The organism is Cytobacillus sp. MT66, assembly GCF_058792595.1.
Window position 1 is genome coordinate 16,242 of sequence record NZ_JBXAFB010000021.1, and the last position, 16,856, is coordinate 33,097.

Genomic DNA, 16,856 nt, shown 5'->3' on the forward strand with positions numbered 1-16,856 from the left:
CTTTAAGGTACGGTGGTTAGAATGACTGTAACGAAATATTATATTGGAGGAAAAATTGATGACATACATTATTGAAACAACAAATCTAACGAAAAAGTTTGGTAAGTTTTTGGCTGTAAATCAGGTGAACTTACAAGTACCGAAAGGGGGCATATATGGATTTCTTGGCCCTAATGGAGCAGGAAAATCGACAACCATTCGCATGCTTCTCGGTCTGATTAGGGAAACGAAAGGGGAAGTGAGGGTGTTTGGCCAATCAATCAAAAAAGACCGTCTGGATATTTTAAGACGAGTAGGCTCCATGGTAGAATCACCATCCTATTATGGACATCTGACGGCCTTTGAAAATTTGGAGATTACTAGAAGAATCCTTGGTGCAGACAAAAGTGAAATTATAAGGGTATTAGAGATTGTAAAGTTGACAGATGTTAAAAATAAAGTGGTGAAAAAGTTTTCACTTGGCATGAAGCAGCGGCTTGGAATCGCACAGGCCTTGCTCGGCAAGCCTGAACTGCTTATCCTTGATGAGCCAACGAATGGCCTCGATCCTTCAGGCATTATCGAAATTCGTGAGCTAATTAAAAGACTGCCAAAAGAATTCGGCATCACTGTATTAATTTCGAGTCATATTTTAAGTGAAATGGAGTTAATGGCTACCCATGTTGGGATTATTAGTCGTGGAAAGCTGCTATTTCAAGGGACGATGGATGATTTAAGGAAAAAACAGAAGGCGCAAATTCAATTAGAGGCTGAGCCTAAAAATGAGGTTGAATCATATTTTACGGAAATAGGCATTCCTTTTACTAACGATAGGCGATTTATTTATCTGGACCCAAGCCTTGGACCGGCAAAGATCAATCGTGAGTTAATCATGAATGGCTATGATGTGCACCAAATGATGATGAAAGAGCATTCCTTAGAGGAAATCTTCTTGGAGATTACCGGCAAGGAGGAGATTGCATGAAGCTCGTCACATTGATTCGGCTGGAATTCTTCAAGCAGAAAAAAGGCTGGGTCTGGTTATTTTTACTTGTCATTCCGGCAGGAACTACGCTTGCGATGTTTTTGGATTTTAGCATCCGTTATGATTACTTGTTAAAAACGGCAAGACCAGGATACAGTTCGTGGGATCTGCTTTTATTAGAGAATCATCGTGTACTGGGGTGGGGGATGTTTCTGCCAATGTTTATCGGGATTATTTTTGCCTTACTTTATCAAGTGGAGGATAGTCAAAATAACTGGAAACAAATGCTGAGCCTGCCTGTCCGTCATGAAGGGGTGTATGTATCAAAGTTCCTTACAGGGCTATTGTTAAGTGCCATTTTAATTCTATTAAATATGCTGGGGCTTGTTCTCGTTGGCTATGTGATGGACTTTCCCGAAACGGTTGAATGGAGCAGTTATCTCACATACGCAGGAAAACAACTCCTGATGGTTCTAGCCATTGCTGCTATCCACAATTGGTTTAGCTCTTTCTTTAAAAATATGATTATCCCGATTGTCATTGGGTTTGCTGGTGTTATTCTTTCTTCGATTGTGATATTTCAATTTCCCGAGGGTGCTAAATTTTTTCCGTATGCCTTTGTCTTTATGGTGGATGGACTTGTGAATCAGGAGTTTAAAGAGTTATTAACAAGCAGCGTAATTCTTTTGCTTGTTTCTATCATTGCTGGAATGTGGCAATTTAAACGAAAAGATGTCTTGTAAGGAGGTCAGGCAAATGAAACCATTGATACACGCTGAAATATATAAGTTAAAACGCTCAAGAATCCTGCTGACAACAACGATTCTAACGCTGTTAGCTCTTTATCAGGGATGGGATTTTGCGAAAATGGGCTTATCAGAAAATGAGGAGGAAATCTTTCGTGGATTTCTATATCAAGGCAGTATGGCGGTATATAGCTGGCTAGTTCTGCCGCTCATTTGTACCATTGTCCTTGTGATGATGGCGAGAATGGAGCATAGTACCAACAGCTGGAAACAATTACTGGCAATGCCGGTTAGAAGAAGACATGTTTATCTAACCAAATTATCGGTTGGAATGGGGATCATCCTCTATAGTTTGATTCTGCTGTTTTTAGGCATGGTTGTGGTAGCTTTTTCACTTGGCCTTGAATCCATTCCATTTTTATGGATGGCAAAGCGGTTTGGTATTTTGTTTATATCAGCTTTGCCTATAGTGGGCGTGATTTTTTACTTCTGTTACCGGTTTAGCCATTTTGCTGTTCCCGTTCTTATCGGTGCGGGCCTGGCTTTCCCATCCATGCTTGTCGCCAATTCAGAGAAATACTGGATTTTTTACCCATGGGATTATCCGATTGTTTCGTCGATGAATGATGTGTTTGATATGGGCAGCATGAATATAATCATGATGATTATATCCTTAGTCATTTTTATAATGGGAGTTTCTATCGGTCTTTTGCGTTTTCACACAAAAGATGTACTATAGCCATATAGGCTGTAAGGAAAGGGTTCGAAAATCATGTCATTTACGGGACTTGCGGACAAGAGAATTTTATTGATAGATGATGAGGCTGATATATTAAATTTACTAGAAACCGTACTGAGAAAAGATGGTTTTGAGCTGATTGACAAGGCAGTAACAGGCCAAGCTGGCATTGAACTTTGTCAAAAAAATAACCCGGATGTGATCGTTCTCGATATTATGCTTCCGGATATGGAAGGCTATGAGGTCTGTCAAAGAATGCGAAACCTAACATATGCCCCAATTATTTTTCTATCAGCAAAATCGGATGAGGTTGATAAACTTCTTGGCTTGGGAATTGGCGGCGATGATTATGTCACAAAGCCATTTAGTACAAAAGAGGTCTTATTTCGAATTAAAGCGCAGCTGCGTAGAAATGAATATGCTTCACAAAGAATGGATGATCATGAACAATTTTCGTTTGGAGATGTTTCAATTTTTCCGAAAACAGGCGAAGTTAGAAAAGGCAAGGAATCTATCTCACTCACAGCAAAGGAACTTCAATTACTTCTGTTATTTGCCAAGCATCCTAACCAAATTTTTAGCAAAAGTAAAATTTGCCAAGCAGTTTGGGGGGAGGACTATATTGGGTTTGACAATACCATCATGGTCCATATCCGCAAGCTTCGGGAGAAAGTTGAAGATAACCCAAGTCATCCAAAGTGGATTAAAACGGTTAAAGGGTTAGGGTATAAACTGCAAACTAGAGGGAATCAATCATGAAATGGAAAATCACCGCCCAATTTCTGGCATTCATGGTTTTTACATTGTTACTATCCTTTTTTGCCTTTCTAACGATTAATGTTTTACTATTCTATACAAATTTTAGAAATCAAGATCAATTCTTGCCCTATCAAAATCCAAGCTATTATACATTAGATTTTGAAAAAAATATTCAAATGGAAAATGGACAGATTATTATACCGGATCAAAATTTGACAGAGCTAAAAGAAAGCGATGTTTGGATCCAGATCTTAGATGAAAATGGCACAGAAATCTATAGCCGGTATAAACCGAAAAATGCTCCTGTACATTATACGGCTGCGGATTTAATTCATTATCATAAGTTTACAGGTGCATTAGAAAAATCCACTATTTTTGTAGGAAAGCTAGAAAGGGAGAATCGCGACTTAAGCTATATCATGGGTTTTCCGGAAAAGGTCATAGGAAAGGCTACTATTTATTACCGATCGGAAACACTTATACGGGATGTTATTTTAGTTGTTGCCATAGTGGTGACTGTTATTTTAGGGATTGCTCTGATGTTTGGCTATTTCTTCAGCAATCAGCTGGCTAAGCCAATTGTAAAAATCATTGAAGGGATCCAAAGTTTAGCTAAAGGTCATTTCAATGGTGAATACAAACCAAAGGGAATATACAAAACGGTTTTTCAGCATTTAAATGAATTGTCTGCTGCTCTTAAGTCAAATGAAATAGAAAGAAATAAAATAGAAAAGACAAGGGAAGAGTGGGTCACAAATATTAGCCATGATATTAAAACGCCGCTTGCTTCCATCCGGGGGTATACAGAGTTAATTGAAGAATACGATTTGGACGACTCTGAAAGAAAAAGATACGCTGAAATTATTTTAGATAAATCGGATTATATTGAACGTCTGATTAACGACTTAAACCTGACTTATAAATTAAAGAATCCATCCTTCCCCCTTAAGAAGCAAGAGGAAAATTTGATTGAAGTGATTAGGGAGTCGGTTATTCAGATTTTAAATCATCCTTTATATGAGGAAACCAACATTGACTTTTTGACCGAAATAGAAAACTACCCATTTAAGTGCGATAAAATCTTGATGCAAAGAGCTATGATGAATTTGCTGTATAACGCAATCGTTCATAATCCTCCTGATACTCCAATCCAAGTTCTCATAAAAAAGGCAGATGGACAAATCCAAATTTTAATTGAGGACCATGGTGCGGGAATAGCACAGGAAGAATTAGAAAACTTATTTATTCGCTATTATCGCGGGACGAATACAGGGGAAGCCCATAAAGGCAGCGGCCTGGGGCTTGCAATTGCCAAGCAGATCGTCGAAGCTCATGGCGGGAAAATACATGTGGAGACAGAGTTAGGCAAAGGAACGAGAATTTGTATTCTTTTTGATTGAATAAATTTCAGCTTTAATTACGATAATGGTTAAAGGAATTTGAACTCGCATATAGAAATTTACATAGTTGGGTTATTTTAAAGGTCTAAAATTTGGAGGTTATGATGGGAAGATTAATTCATTTTGAAATTCATGTGGATGATATGGAGCGGGCTAAAACGTTTTATGGTGAGGTATTTGGCTGGACCTTCCAAGATTGGAGTGATTATGCGGGTATGCCTTACTTTGGTGCAGTGACGGGTAATGATGATGAACTTGGAATTAATGGCGCATTGATGCAGCGTCAAGGTCCTGCCCCAGAACCTGGCCAAGCGATGAATGGCTATGCTTGTACAATGGGTGTGGAAGATTACGATGCTGCTGAAGCAAAAATTCTAAACAATGGCGGTAAAGTTGCAATGGCTAAGCATGCGCTGCCTGGCATGGCGTGGCAGGGGTATTATATCGATACAGAAGGAAATATCTTTGGCATTCATCAGCCCGATGAGAACGCTAAATAAATTATTTAAAAAGTAAATAAGCATCGAAAACGCCTTTAGCCCATTTTTAGCTAAAATCTAATAATGGACTAAAGGCGTTTTTTATTCTATCATAGTATGATTGAAGGCGGGTGAATCCATGGGTTCTTATTGGTTCATGCTCATTTTTTGTATTTCAGTCGTCCTTTTGGCTATTATTGTGATTCCATGGATCATTATATATCTAATAGTTGAAAGTATCCAAGAGAGGAAGAAGAAGAAAACGATTGAGAAGGGCAAAAAAAGCTTGTCTTTTGAAGACATGAAGGCGGCCGCAAAGTTTACGGGCGCAGTACTGGCATTTGCACTAGCAGCGGTTTTTCTAGGTTTCGAGAGTGTTCCATATATTAAAGATTTCCCACATGTAATCAAAGGGACTTATAAATTAGAGGAAAATTTTATCGAATATGTAGTAGATGGCGGTAAAGATCCTGAGAATAAAATAAGAATCGGCGGAGAAGATTATTATTCGACTAAAATTAAACGGAAGCACGAAGGAAAATACATTATTTTCGAGTATTTGCCCAATACTAAAATTATTATTTCATTTGAAATAAGAGATTAAGAGGGAGAAGATGACAGCAAGATGAATAAAAAGGAAAGTGGCTACAGATGGATAGTGTTTGCCACTGTCTTATTGGCTTACTATATCATCATCAGCCAAAGAACAGCTCCAGGGATCATTACGGATCAATTAATGAGCGATTTTCATGTATCTGCCGCGACCATAGGCCTTATGAGCAGTGTTCAGTTTTTTGCCTATGCCGGTTTTCAAATTCCAGTGGGTTTATTATCTGATCGATATGGGCCGAATCGATTTCTTATGATCGGTACAATTCTGACTGGACTTGGATGTCTGGTCTTTAGTTTTTCTCCTAGCGAGCATGTTTTGATCCTTTCCCGCTTTGCTGCTGGGATAGGGGACTCGATGATTTTTATTAATTTGGTTTTAATATTAAATCAGTGGTTTAAGGCAAGTGAATTTGTCAAATTGATGGGCGGCGTTTCATTAGTTGCCAGCTTCGGCTCCTTAACAGCTACGGTGCCTTTTTCCATATGGATATCATCTGCAGGCTGGCGGCAGCCTTTTTCTATTATCGGTATTATTTTAATCATGTCGTCCATATTGTTATATATTGTTCTAATTAGAAAACCAAAACAAATATTTAATGAGGGCCTTAAGCCAAAGAAAAATCAAACCCGTCAAAGGGAAAAGGTATGGACTACTCTAAGCCGAGTGATATCTGCCCGGCAAGCCTGGGCAACCTTTCTTTGTCATTTTGGATTAGTGGGGACTTATGTTGGGTTCATTGGTTCTTGGGGCGTTCCATACGGAATCCAAGTATTTGATTTGTCGCGTTCGGGGGCCAGCCAGGTTATGATGTATGGCCTTATTGGGGCGATGATCGGCGGTATTTTTATTAGCCGCCTGACAAATGAACTGCATTCCATTAAGAAAATCTATAGTATTGTTCACCTTATTACGTTTTTAAGCTGGTTTGGATTATTTTTATCTGGTGAGAATCCCCCATTTATGATGGTCGTAGGTCTGCTTGTACTCATTGGCTTTGGGAATGGAGCCAGTGCATTAACTTTCACAGTGGTTCGTGAATCCTTCTCTGCCCAAGAGGTGGGGGTTGTCACTGGATTTGCCAATATGGGCGGTTTTATAAGTGCTGTTTTATTACCGATTGTTTTCGGGAATGTACTCGATCTATTTCCACATTCGGTCAATGCCGGCTATCATTTCGGATTTATCATCCCAGCCCTGTTTTCATTTATAGGATTGTTAGGTGTTAGTTTAATAAAAGTGGGAAGCAAAGAGCGGAAGAGAGTTCTTAGCACTCCATAAAATAGGTAACCACTCATGAACGTTTTTAAATAAACGTTTGTGGGTGGTTTTTTCTTATTTTTTGTAAGTAAATATTCAATTTATTGTAAACATTATTACGGACATTTTTACAATTGCTATGAAAAGAAAACAAACTTTCGCGACTTTTTTCCTGCAAGTTTCGACTTTTAACCCCATTTCATGATGAAATCTGAGGAAAAACTTCATTTGTAACCATAATTTGAGTATATTTACCTATTATTCTTAATTTACAAAAAACATAGGGTTCTTTCACACCTGCTTAACAGTCTGCATGCATAATTTAGGTGTAATCAAATTATAGTTACTTTTTTTAAAAAGGAGCGGATAATGATGGATCGTCGCAAGTTTTTAACTTACATGGGAAGTGGAACAGCGGCTGTAGTAGCAGCATCAACAGGTGTTGGTGTTATGGTACCTGAAGCAAATGCAGCTACAGCAAATCATTTAATGGATGGGCAGCCAGATGGAAAAGGCAAGCCCTTAACAGTTCCATTTAAAGAGATAGACCGTACATGGGAAAATGATGTCGTGCTGCCAAATGGATATCACTATAATATAATTGCTTCCTACGGCGAGGAAATTAATTCAAAAGGGGAAAAATTTGGGGATGCCGCAGACCTTACCGTTTATTTTCCAATCGATGCTTTAAAAGGCGGAACGAACTCTGAGGAAGGCTTAATCTGGGTAAACCATGAGTTTCCTGAACCAGAAAACTATATGAATATATTAGGAATTAATCCAGATACATATAAGAAAGAAAATCTTGCTCAATATCCAGCGTTTTTGAAAATGCAAAAAGAAGCCGTTGGCGGTTCAGTTATCCATGTGAAAAAGGAAAACGGTAAATGGGTACTAATTAAGGATGATCAATACAATCGCCGTGTGGATGGGACAACCTCTATCCAATTAACTGGCCCAGCAGCTGGAAGCTCGGCTGTAAAGGGAGCAAAAACAGTCGAAGGTTCACTGGGAAATTGCAGCGGCGGACGCACACTTTGGAATACCGTTCTTTCATGTGAAGAAAATACCGAATATGGCGATGATTATGGCTGGCCAAACTTTACTGATGAACATTATGGCTGGGTAATGGAAGTGGATCCTTTTAATCCTAAGGCGGCGGTTCGCAAGCATACTGCCCTTGGGCGTTTTGCCCACGAAAATGCCGCAATGGGACAAACTAAAGACGGAAGAGTTGTCGTTTACATGGGAGACGATTCCCGAGGTGAATGCTTCTATAAATTTGTCAGCAAAAAGAAGTTCAACCCTAATAACCGTCAAGCAAACTTTGATATTTTAGAAGAAGGTACTTTGTATGCAGCAGATCTGAAAAATCAAAAATGGGTTGCGCTGGACTATGAAACAAATACAAAACTGCAAAACTATGAAAAAGACGGGAAAAAGTTTTTTGCCGGGCAAGCAGATGTATTAACGTATACCCGTGAAGCAGCCGCTGCTGTAGGAGCAACAAAGTTAGATCGCCCAGAAGACGTAGAAATTCATCCGCTTGATGGAAGTGTATTTTTAGCACTAACTAATAACTCGAATCACGGAAACTTCCACGGGCAAATTTATCGTTTTGTGCCTGCAGACGGTGACCATGGCAGTGAAAAGTTTACGTTTGAAGTATTTATTTCTGGCGGACAGCAAAGCGGCATTACTTGCCCGGATAACCTTCATTTTGACAGCAAAGGGAATTTGTGGGTAGTGGAGGACTTCGGTGCTACTGAAGAAAATGTGTACGCAGCCTATAAAAACTGTGGTGTATTCATGGTTCCTACTGATGGAAAAGATTACGGCGAACCATTCCAATTTGCATCAGGTCCACAAGGCTCTGAATTAACTGGGCCTTGGCTGACTCCTGATGAGCGTACATTATTCTTGGATGTTCAGCATCCTTCTACATGGAATCCATACCCTGGTAAGACATTTGGCCGTTCTTGCTTAGTTGCGGTTCAAGGCGGATCATTTAAATAACTTTTACATGAATGAAGAAGGTGTAAACAATGAAGATACGTTTACACCTTCATTGAAATGACAAGAGGTGTATTTTCATGATCATGGTGTGCAAACAACATGTGAATCAAGGATTAAAAATGATTTTTCTGCCGCATATCCAGCCTATCACCATTGAAATGAAACAAATTTGTGAGTTTGATTGTCAAATTTGTGGAAATGAAGCTGATTTTAAACTATATAACTTTGAGTCTCAAAGGAAACAGAATATCAAACAAGCGATGTAAAAAGGAGGAATTACTGATGCTGCAAAATATTGGAATACCGGGTCTCATTTTGATCCTTGTCATTGCCCTAGTTATTTTTGGACCGAAGAAACTGCCTGAAATTGGCCGTGCATTTGGAACAACGTTGAAGGAATTTAAGAAATCAACACGCGAGTTAGTCGCGGATGATGAGGATCAGGCAAAAGAGGAAGCTGCCAGTACTGAGACGAAAAAGCCGAAAGCTGTGTAATCAAGATAGCAAGCTTATGAAGGCCAAAATGCTGGGAGCAATGGCCTTCATGAGTGCGATTCTAAGTTTGCATCTTTTCAAATGGAGGTGAGCCTGTGGAAAGCAAAGAGATGAATTTAGTCGATCATTTAAGCGAAATGCGCAAACGCCTTATTATCATTCTTGGGAGCTTTTTGCTTCTGCTGATCCTTTCTTTTATCTATGTGAATGATATATATAATTGGATCATCCAGGATTCATCTATCAAGCTGGCGGTTTTGGGGCCGAGTGATATTGTCTGGGTATATTTGATGTTATCTGCGGTTGTTGCAATCGCAGGGACCATTCCGATTGCTGCTCATCAAATCTGGCTATTTGTCAAACCAGCCTTAACGGAAAAAGAACGGAAGATTACATTAGCCTATATCCCATCTTTATTTCTTTTGTTCATAGCAGGAATTAGTTTTGGCTATTTTGTTATTTTTCCCATTGTTTTTGACTTCCTGCTCTCTTTGTCTGGTGATATGTTTATGAGTTTTTTTACCGCGGAAAAGTACTTTCGATTTATGGTTAATATGATTCTTCCTTTTGGGATATTATTTGAAATGCCCGTCATTATTATGTTTTTAACTAGTCTAGGAATCTTGAACCCTCATCGTTTGCAAAAAATGAGGAGGTATTCTTATTTTGGATTAATTGTCACCGCTGTCTTAGTTACACCGCCAGACTTTGTGTCAGATGTTCTGGTGATTATCCCACTTGTATTCTTGTATGAATGCAGTGTCTTGCTTTCTATGGTTGTATACCGGAAAAAGCAGAAGCGGGAATTGGCGGTGGCTTAAAAAGGTTTTCATTTGCGTTTTTTAACAGGGTATCCGTCATCCACCCCTAATGACTGATATATATTAGTAAGTTTTGAGTCCTCACTATTTGTTATAACAACAAGTAAGTGGGGATTTTTAATTTATGGGAATGCATATGTAAAATGAGCAATAGGTTATTATAGAATCGAAAGTTTAGGAGAGATAATATGAAAGCATTTATTCGAATAGCTGAAATTCTCCTGGGAGCCATCTTTTTAGGTGCAGGATTAAATGGTTATGGTGTCCTTTTTGGTTTTGAGCCTTTTGCTCCAACAAGTCCTGCTGCAATGGAATTCCTCGGGAACGGTTATTTATTAGCACTTGAAAAAGGTGTTGAAATCATAGCAGGATTCTTATTACTCATTTGCAGGTTTGTACCTCTGGCATTAACCGTTTTGGCAGGCATCGTTGTCAATATACTAGCCTTTCATATTTTTGTAGATTCTGAGCTTCTTGCATTAGCCATCCTAGTTGCGTTTTTAGAAGGGACAATAGCCTGGCACTATCGTGATAGCTTCAAGGGGTTATTGGAAAGCAAGCCAAATGCCGCAAAGGGGAAATTTTAACATCTTCGTATATTCAATCCCGGAAAACAAAAAGGCTTGGTTCCATTATTGTGGAATCAAGCCTTTTCAACGATATTAGAGCTCATTCTTCAACTCTGCCTGCTCATTGACTGCAAAGTAATCCTTTAATTCATCCTCTGCACTTGTTTCGGTTAACGGGACATTCGCACGGTATGCAGAGCGGCAGATCACATGGGCTGCAACTGGCGCTGTAAGAAATACAAAGAAGATCCCCAGAATTAAACGGATACTGAAATATCCCTCAGAAATGACAAAATATAGCAGGGTTCCTATCAGAATACTCAATACCCCAACGGTTGAGCTCTTTGATGCAGCATGTGAACGAGTGTATACATCAGGTAATCGAATTAATCCGATAGAACTAAATAAACTGATTAAGGTCCCAAGAAAAATAAAGATACCGGCAATGACCTCAGCGCTTTCGTTCAATGACTACACCTCTTTCAATAAATCTGGCAAAAGCGATCGTCCCAATAAACGATAAAATGCCGATTAACAAGATTAATTCAAAAAATGCATGTGTATCAAGAAATACCGAGAAAATTGCAATGCCTGCAATTAGGTTAATTCCAACCGAGTCTAAGGCCTGAACACGATCGGCATTTGACGGTCCCCGAACAACGCGAAAGATGTTTAATAGAATGGACGCGGTTAATATGCTAAGGGATAAAATCATCAATAGATTAAACATATTTTCTTGTCACTTCCTTAATAGCACTTTCAAAGATCTTTTGCGATTTTAAAACAGACGTTTTTGACTCAGGAATATCCATGGCATGAACGAACAGGCTTTTTTGATCAGGGGTCACTTCCATGACGACGGATCCAGGAGTCAAACAGATCAGCAAGGAAAGCAGGGTAACCTCTAAATCACCTTCCAAATCCGTATCAAGCCTGAATATTCCCGGGGTGATATTTATTTTTGGACGGAGCACCTGCTTAATGACTAAAAAGGCTGAACTGATTAATTCCCGGTTAAAAACCCACAGCAGCTTTAACACAGCCCAGACTAACAAAAGATAAAAGGACTTTTGAAAAAAGCGCCTTATAAAGAATAAAATGATAATGCCGACAATATAGCCGCTTAAAAAGGACAGGAATCTCCATTCATCCTGAAAAAACATCCATAGAAAGGCAATTAGGATATTAACTAATATTTGAAAGGGCAATTTGGCTCCTCCTTTCTTCTAAAAATGTCTAGCCTACGGAATCTTATTTCCGGCAAAAACGGCGTCAATGTAGTTTTGCGGATTTATTAATCCTTCTGCCGCCAGTTCCACATAGGTATTGATAAATTGCGGCCCAATCCCAAGGGCAATGGTTAGCATCGTTAAAATGGAAATGGGAAGAATGATTCCTTTTGTTGAGCCTTTTTCTTCTTCCTCACTAAGGACAGTTTCGCCCCAAAAGGCATTCATGAAAATTTTCATAACCGAGTACAAGATCATCAAGCTTGAAAGTAAACCAATCCCGCCAAGCCAAAAATAACCTGCCTCAAAAGTTCCTCTTGTTATAAAGACTTTCCCGATAAATCCGCTAAGTGGCGGGATTCCGATTAAAGACAGGGCTGCAATAAAGAACATCCAGCCTAAATATGGATGGTTGCGGATTAATCCGCTCATCTCCTTTAAGTCACTCGTTCCAGTTAAATAAACAATAACCCCGCCAATAAGAAAGATAAGTGCTTTAATGATCATGTCATGGATCAAATAATAGATGGAACCCATAGCACCATATGTGGTGAAAGCTGCCACACCGGCTAAAATAAATCCGGCACCAATGATGACATTATAAGTTAAAATTTTATTAATATCCCAATAGCCAATGGCACCGATGCCTCCCAGGATCATCGTTGCAGCAGCAAGGATTCCAATGAACAAATGGGTGGTTTCCGGTTCGTGATAGAAAATTAGGGTAAACATACGGATGATTGCATAAATACCCACTTTCGTCAGTAAAGCAGCGAATAAAGCCGAAATGGCAGCTGGAGGAACACTGTAGGAACCAGGCAGCCAGTAGAATAAAAACAATCCTGCTTTAATTCCAAATACGAGCAAAAACATAATGGCAACAGTTGTTATAAAACCATCCTGTCCCGCTTCAGCAATCCTGACTGAGAGGTGTGCCAAATTCAATGTGCCAGTCATCGAATACATATAGGAAATGCCAACAAGGAAAAATGCCGAAGACAATACATTGATAATGACATATTTCATCGTTTCCCTCAGCTGAATCTTTTTACTCCCTAAGGAGATTAGGACATATGAGGCTACTAGGAGTACCTCGAAAAAGACGTATAAATTAAATAAGTCCCCCGTAAGAAATGAACCATTTACCCCAGTGATGAGGAACAGAAATAAGGCATAGAAATAATGTTCTTCCCTTTGTCTGCCAATGGTTGAAAAAGAAAAAAGCAAACAGCAAATAGCAATTAAGCTTGTTGTAAGAACAAGCAGGGCCGAGAACATATCGGCTACCAGCCCTATCCCATAGGGTGCCTGCCATCCGCCTAACTGCAGGGTCTGGATTCCGTCCCTGGCAATTTGATTGATGATTACAACAGATATACCTGCGGAAAGGGCCATTACGGCAATGCTCAATGCCCGCTGCAGCCTAATTTTATAGCGTAATAGGATAAATATTAGACCCGTTATTAACGGCAAAATAACCGGCCAAATTAATAAATTATTCATTTTCATTACCTCTTAGTTGATTCATATCATCTGTTCCATGCTTTTTATAGGTTCGGTAGCTTAAAACAAGTAAAAGGGCAGTAACGGCAAAATTTATGACGATAGCAGTTAAAATTAAAGCCTGCGGAATCGCGTCCGTAAAGGTGGTTAATTTTTCAGTAAGCAGCGGTGGCCCGCCTGTCTTAAGGCCACCCATAACTATAATCATCAGATTAACTGCATGGCTGATCAGCGAAAGACCTAGAATGATCCGAAGCATTTGGTTTGATAAAATTAAATAAGTGCCGATGGTGAACAGGATACCGATAACAATTGAAATGAAAGTTTCCATTACATTCTATCCTCGCTTATGCTTGAAATAATGGTTATAGCAGTACCGATGACAGCAAGGGCCACACCAACATCAAATAATACAGCTGTAGCCAACTCAGTTCTTCCGAAAATCGGAATGTTAAAATAGCCAAATGCCTGTTCCAAGAAGGCCCCGCCAAACACCATGCTGCCAGCTCCGGTAAGGACAGACAGCAAAACGCCAAAGGCCGCCATCTTCTTATAATCGATCGGCAAATTCTTCTTAATTGTTTCAATATCAAATGTTAAGTAAAGCAGGACAATCCCGGCCCCAGTGGTTAAACCTCCGATAAAACCTCCCCCAGGATAATGATGACCTGCCCAAAAAAGATCAATGGAGAAGGTAAAGATGATAATGGAGGCAATCTTTGTGACCGTATGCAATATAACATCATTCGGTTTTGGTTTCATCGATATCACTTCCTTTGGACTCAAGCTTGATTAATGTGAAGACCCCTATTCCAGCTATGAGCAGAACCGATATTTCCAGCATGGTATCAAAGCCTCTGAAATCAACTAATATCGCATTAACAATGTTTTTTGCTCCTGCTAATTCATATGCGTTCTCAAAAAAGCTTGTAATTGGCTGAAATAGCTTATGGCCAGATGCTGTCAGCGTCAAAATGGTTACAACAATGCCCACACTAATGGAGACAAGCAAATTCATTAATTTGAACTTTATTTTCTCCAGTCTTTTTCCTAACTTTGGAAGGTGGTAAAAGCATAGCAAAAATAAAGCAGTCGTCGCTGTTTCAACAACCATTTGGGTTAGAGCTAAATCAGGCGCGCGCAAAATGACAAATAACATGACAACTAGGTAGCCGACAGCACCTAAGGAAACAATGGCCGTAATTCTGTTATTCGTCAAAAGTGTTGTCAGAGCGGCAATAACCAAGGCCGCTAATATTCCGGCGTCATAAATTGAAATTGGAGCATCATCTGAAAAATTGAATGCAGCTGCATCAAATAAAATAATAGATGCTGCCAAAACAGCGGAAAGAAATACAAAAATATAAATTAAATAGTGCCTAATAGACCCTGTCATATAACGGTTGGTCATAGAAACGGATTTTTGCTCCATTTTTTCCAAACCAGCATTATATAAATAATTGAGGCTTAATTTTTCAGGATAAAATCGAAAGGCTAGATTCCATTTCCTGATAGAAAGGAATAACAAAAGCCCTGCTGCCACAACCCCAAGCGTCATAAATAGTTCCATATTCCAGCCATGCCACGCTTTAATTTCAACTGCGGTCTGATCTAAAGACATCGAGGGAATAACAGAAACCAAAGCCGGATTTAAGATATATTTAGCGAGAACATTTGGGAAAAAGAAAATCAGTACAACCAGAGAAGCTAATATGACTGGCGGTACAAGCATCCCAGCTGGAGCTTCATGAACCTTTTCCTTGGGGAGCTTTTCAGGATGAAATGATCCTAAAAAAGGTCTCATTACCAGTACCAAACAATAGATAAAAGTAAATACACTTGCTATCCATGCAATAACCGGAAAGGCAATGGTCAAAAATTCAAGTCCAAATACATTTACCTGTGAAGCATTCAACATCCCGGTAAAAAACATCTCTTTACTTAAAAAACCATTAAAAGGCGGTAAACCTGCCATCGAAAAGCTTCCAATTAATGCAATGGAGAAGGTAATTGGCATGATGGACATCAGGCCGCCTAACCTGCGAATATCACGGGTGCCAGCTTCGTGGTCAATGATTCCCACGACCATGAACAAAGCGCCTTTAAAGGTTGAATGATTAAACAGATGGAAAAGGGCAGCAAAAATAGCGCCAGCGTATACTTCCTGCTGGTTTGCTATGCCAAAATGTAAGGCTGCAGAGCCAACCCCTAACAAACTCATGATTAATCCTAGCTGGCTAATTGTCGAAAATGCCAGCAAAGCTTTTAAATCAGTTTGTCTGACAGCTCTGACAGAACCATAGATTAAGGTAATGATGCCAATTCCTGAAACAATCCAGAACCATACCGCGCTGCCGCTGAAGATGGGGGTCATACGCGCGATCAGATATAGCCCGGCTTTAACCATTGTTGCAGAATGCAAATAAGCACTTACTGGCGTCGGAGCCTCCATTGCATCCGGAAGCCAAATACTGAATGGAAATTGGGCTGACTTGGTAAACGCCCCGAGCAATAAAAGAACCATTGCTGGAATAAAAAGAGTACTATCCCTAATGAGGCTGACGTTACCAATCATTTCTCTCAGGCTATAGGTATCAGTGGCCATGGTCAGCATAATTAGGCCAGCCAGCATGGCAAATCCGCCGAATACAGTAATTAGCATTGCTTTTAAAGCACCGTAGCGTGACCCTTTGCGTTCATACCAGTAGGCAATCAATAAAAAAGAAGATACACTTGTCAGTTCCCAAAAGGCGTACAGCACTAGGATATTATCAGAAAGAACGACACCTAGCATCGCTCCCATGAACATAAGGAGATAAATATAAAAATTATGGAGGGCCTCACGCTCTTTCGACATATAAAAGATGGAGTAAATAACTACTAACGACCCAATTCCGCTAATAATCAGCGCAAACATAAGTGCCAGCCCATCCATATAGATGTCAAAATTGATTCCTAACATAGAAATCCATGGCATAGAGGAAAAGATGGTTTCTCCGTTTGAAACTTTGGGTAATTTCCTAAGTAAATTGATAAAAATAAATAGCGGTATAAAGAAAACAAACCATCCTGTATGTACTTTCACATTCCACTTCTTATATATAAAAGGAACGAGGAAAGCCGCTATAAAAGGTACAAGAATGATAAAGTGCAAAAAGCTCAATATGTCCACTCCCTGTATATAAATGTCTGCTTATCCAGCAAAAAGTAATGATACCTGTATTATTTTCAAGTATTGGATTGACTCTTTTGACAGCATAAGATAC

General features: G+C 39.4%; 20 protein-coding genes. 13 read left to right on the forward strand and 7 right to left on the reverse strand.

The annotated features are described in order from the left end of the window. Positions 1-58 precede the first annotated feature (58 nt). The 13 genes from AC1Q59_RS22855 to AC1Q59_RS22915 all read left to right on the forward strand — a co-directional run bounded on the left by AC1Q59_RS22855 (position 59) and on the right by AC1Q59_RS22915 (position 10,876). The gene (locus AC1Q59_RS22855) at positions 59-964 is read left to right on the forward strand and encodes an ABC transporter ATP-binding protein (RefSeq protein ID WP_492368176.1); all 906 of its coding nucleotides are present in this window, start codon (positions 59-61) and stop codon (positions 962-964) included. Continuing rightward, positions 961-1,707, forward strand: coding sequence for an ABC transporter permease (locus tag AC1Q59_RS22860; RefSeq protein WP_492368177.1), 747 nt, complete (start codon positions 961-963; stop codon positions 1,705-1,707). Before AC1Q59_RS22855 ends, AC1Q59_RS22860 begins: the two co-directional genes overlap by 4 nt. Before the next feature lie 13 nt (positions 1,708-1,720). After that, positions 1,721-2,449: an ABC transporter permease gene (locus tag AC1Q59_RS22865; protein WP_492368178.1), complete on the forward strand. Its 729-nt coding sequence runs from the start codon at positions 1,721-1,723 to the stop codon at positions 2,447-2,449. A 33-nt stretch (positions 2,450-2,482) separates the two neighbouring features. After that, positions 2,483-3,208: a response regulator transcription factor gene (locus tag AC1Q59_RS22870; RefSeq protein WP_492368179.1), complete on the forward strand. Its 726-nt coding sequence runs from the start codon at positions 2,483-2,485 to the stop codon at positions 3,206-3,208. Continuing rightward, a complete protein-coding gene (locus tag AC1Q59_RS22875) occupies positions 3,205-4,608 on the forward strand; it encodes a sensor histidine kinase (RefSeq protein WP_492368180.1) in 1,404 nt (467 codons plus the stop codon). The genes AC1Q59_RS22870 and AC1Q59_RS22875 overlap by 4 nt, the downstream gene beginning before the upstream one ends. A 104-nt stretch (positions 4,609-4,712) precedes the next feature. After that, positions 4,713-5,108, forward strand: coding sequence for a VOC family protein (locus tag AC1Q59_RS22880; protein ID WP_492368211.1), 396 nt, complete (start codon positions 4,713-4,715; stop codon positions 5,106-5,108). Positions 5,109-5,226: 118 nt separating this feature from the next. Beyond that, positions 5,227-5,691 carry a hypothetical protein gene (locus tag AC1Q59_RS22885; protein ID WP_492368181.1) on the forward strand — a complete coding sequence of 155 codons (465 nt, stop codon included), beginning with the start codon at positions 5,227-5,229 and terminating at the stop codon, positions 5,689-5,691. Between the two features lie 21 nt (positions 5,692-5,712). Further along, positions 5,713-6,978: an MFS transporter gene (locus AC1Q59_RS22890; protein WP_492368182.1), complete on the forward strand. Its 1,266-nt coding sequence runs from the start codon at positions 5,713-5,715 to the stop codon at positions 6,976-6,978. A gap of 348 nt (positions 6,979-7,326) precedes the next feature. Then, complete coding sequence (locus AC1Q59_RS22895; protein ID WP_492368183.1) at positions 7,327-8,973, forward strand: PhoX family protein; 1,647 nt, start codon at positions 7,327-7,329, stop codon at positions 8,971-8,973. A gap of 77 nt (positions 8,974-9,050) precedes the next feature. Then, on the forward strand, positions 9,051-9,239 hold the full coding sequence (locus AC1Q59_RS22900) for a hypothetical protein (RefSeq protein WP_492368184.1): 189 nt from the start codon (positions 9,051-9,053) through the stop codon (positions 9,237-9,239). Positions 9,240-9,255: 16 nt separating this feature from the next. After that, positions 9,256-9,468, forward strand: a complete 213-nt coding sequence (locus tag AC1Q59_RS22905) for a twin-arginine translocase TatA/TatE family subunit (protein ID WP_492368185.1) — start codon at positions 9,256-9,258, stop codon at positions 9,466-9,468. Between the two features lie 95 nt (positions 9,469-9,563). After that, entirely contained in the window at positions 9,564-10,289 is a 726-nt protein-coding gene (tatC, locus tag AC1Q59_RS22910) for a twin-arginine translocase subunit TatC (protein WP_492368186.1), read from the forward strand. Positions 10,290-10,477: 188 nt separating this feature from the next. Further along, complete coding sequence (locus tag AC1Q59_RS22915; RefSeq protein WP_492368187.1) at positions 10,478-10,876, forward strand: hypothetical protein; 399 nt, start codon at positions 10,478-10,480, stop codon at positions 10,874-10,876. A 75-nt stretch (positions 10,877-10,951) separates the two neighbouring features. Here the strand turns inward: AC1Q59_RS22915 and mnhG are convergent, their stop codons facing one another. From mnhG to AC1Q59_RS22950, 7 genes are read right to left on the reverse strand one after another with little or no spacing between them, the layout of a single operon-like run. Then, the gene (mnhG, locus tag AC1Q59_RS22920; protein WP_492368188.1) at positions 10,952-11,326 is read right to left on the reverse strand and encodes a monovalent cation/H(+) antiporter subunit G; all 375 of its coding nucleotides are present in this window, start codon (positions 11,324-11,326) and stop codon (positions 10,952-10,954) included. Next, complete coding sequence (locus tag AC1Q59_RS22925) at positions 11,310-11,588, reverse strand: Na(+)/H(+) antiporter subunit F1 (RefSeq protein ID WP_492368189.1); 279 nt, start codon at positions 11,586-11,588, stop codon at positions 11,310-11,312. Before AC1Q59_RS22925 ends, mnhG begins: the two co-directional genes overlap by 17 nt. Beyond that, entirely contained in the window at positions 11,581-12,066 is a 486-nt protein-coding gene (locus AC1Q59_RS22930) for a Na+/H+ antiporter subunit E (protein ID WP_492368190.1), read from the reverse strand. The genes AC1Q59_RS22925 and AC1Q59_RS22930 overlap by 8 nt, the downstream gene beginning before the upstream one ends. A gap of 33 nt (positions 12,067-12,099) precedes the next feature. Next, positions 12,100-13,590 carry a Na+/H+ antiporter subunit D gene (locus tag AC1Q59_RS22935; protein ID WP_492368191.1) on the reverse strand — a complete coding sequence of 497 codons (1,491 nt, stop codon included), beginning with the start codon at positions 13,588-13,590 and terminating at the stop codon, positions 12,100-12,102. Continuing rightward, a complete protein-coding gene (locus AC1Q59_RS22940) occupies positions 13,583-13,921 on the reverse strand; it encodes a Na(+)/H(+) antiporter subunit C (protein ID WP_492368192.1) in 339 nt (112 codons plus the stop codon). The genes AC1Q59_RS22935 and AC1Q59_RS22940 overlap by 8 nt, the downstream gene beginning before the upstream one ends. After that, positions 13,921-14,352, reverse strand: a complete 432-nt coding sequence (locus AC1Q59_RS22945) for a Na(+)/H(+) antiporter subunit B (protein ID WP_492368193.1) — start codon at positions 14,350-14,352, stop codon at positions 13,921-13,923. The genes AC1Q59_RS22940 and AC1Q59_RS22945 overlap by 1 nt, the downstream gene beginning before the upstream one ends. After that, complete coding sequence (locus AC1Q59_RS22950) at positions 14,333-16,753, reverse strand: Na+/H+ antiporter subunit A (RefSeq protein WP_492368194.1); 2,421 nt, start codon at positions 16,751-16,753, stop codon at positions 14,333-14,335. The genes AC1Q59_RS22945 and AC1Q59_RS22950 overlap by 20 nt, the downstream gene beginning before the upstream one ends. Positions 16,754-16,856: the final 103 nt, after the last annotated feature.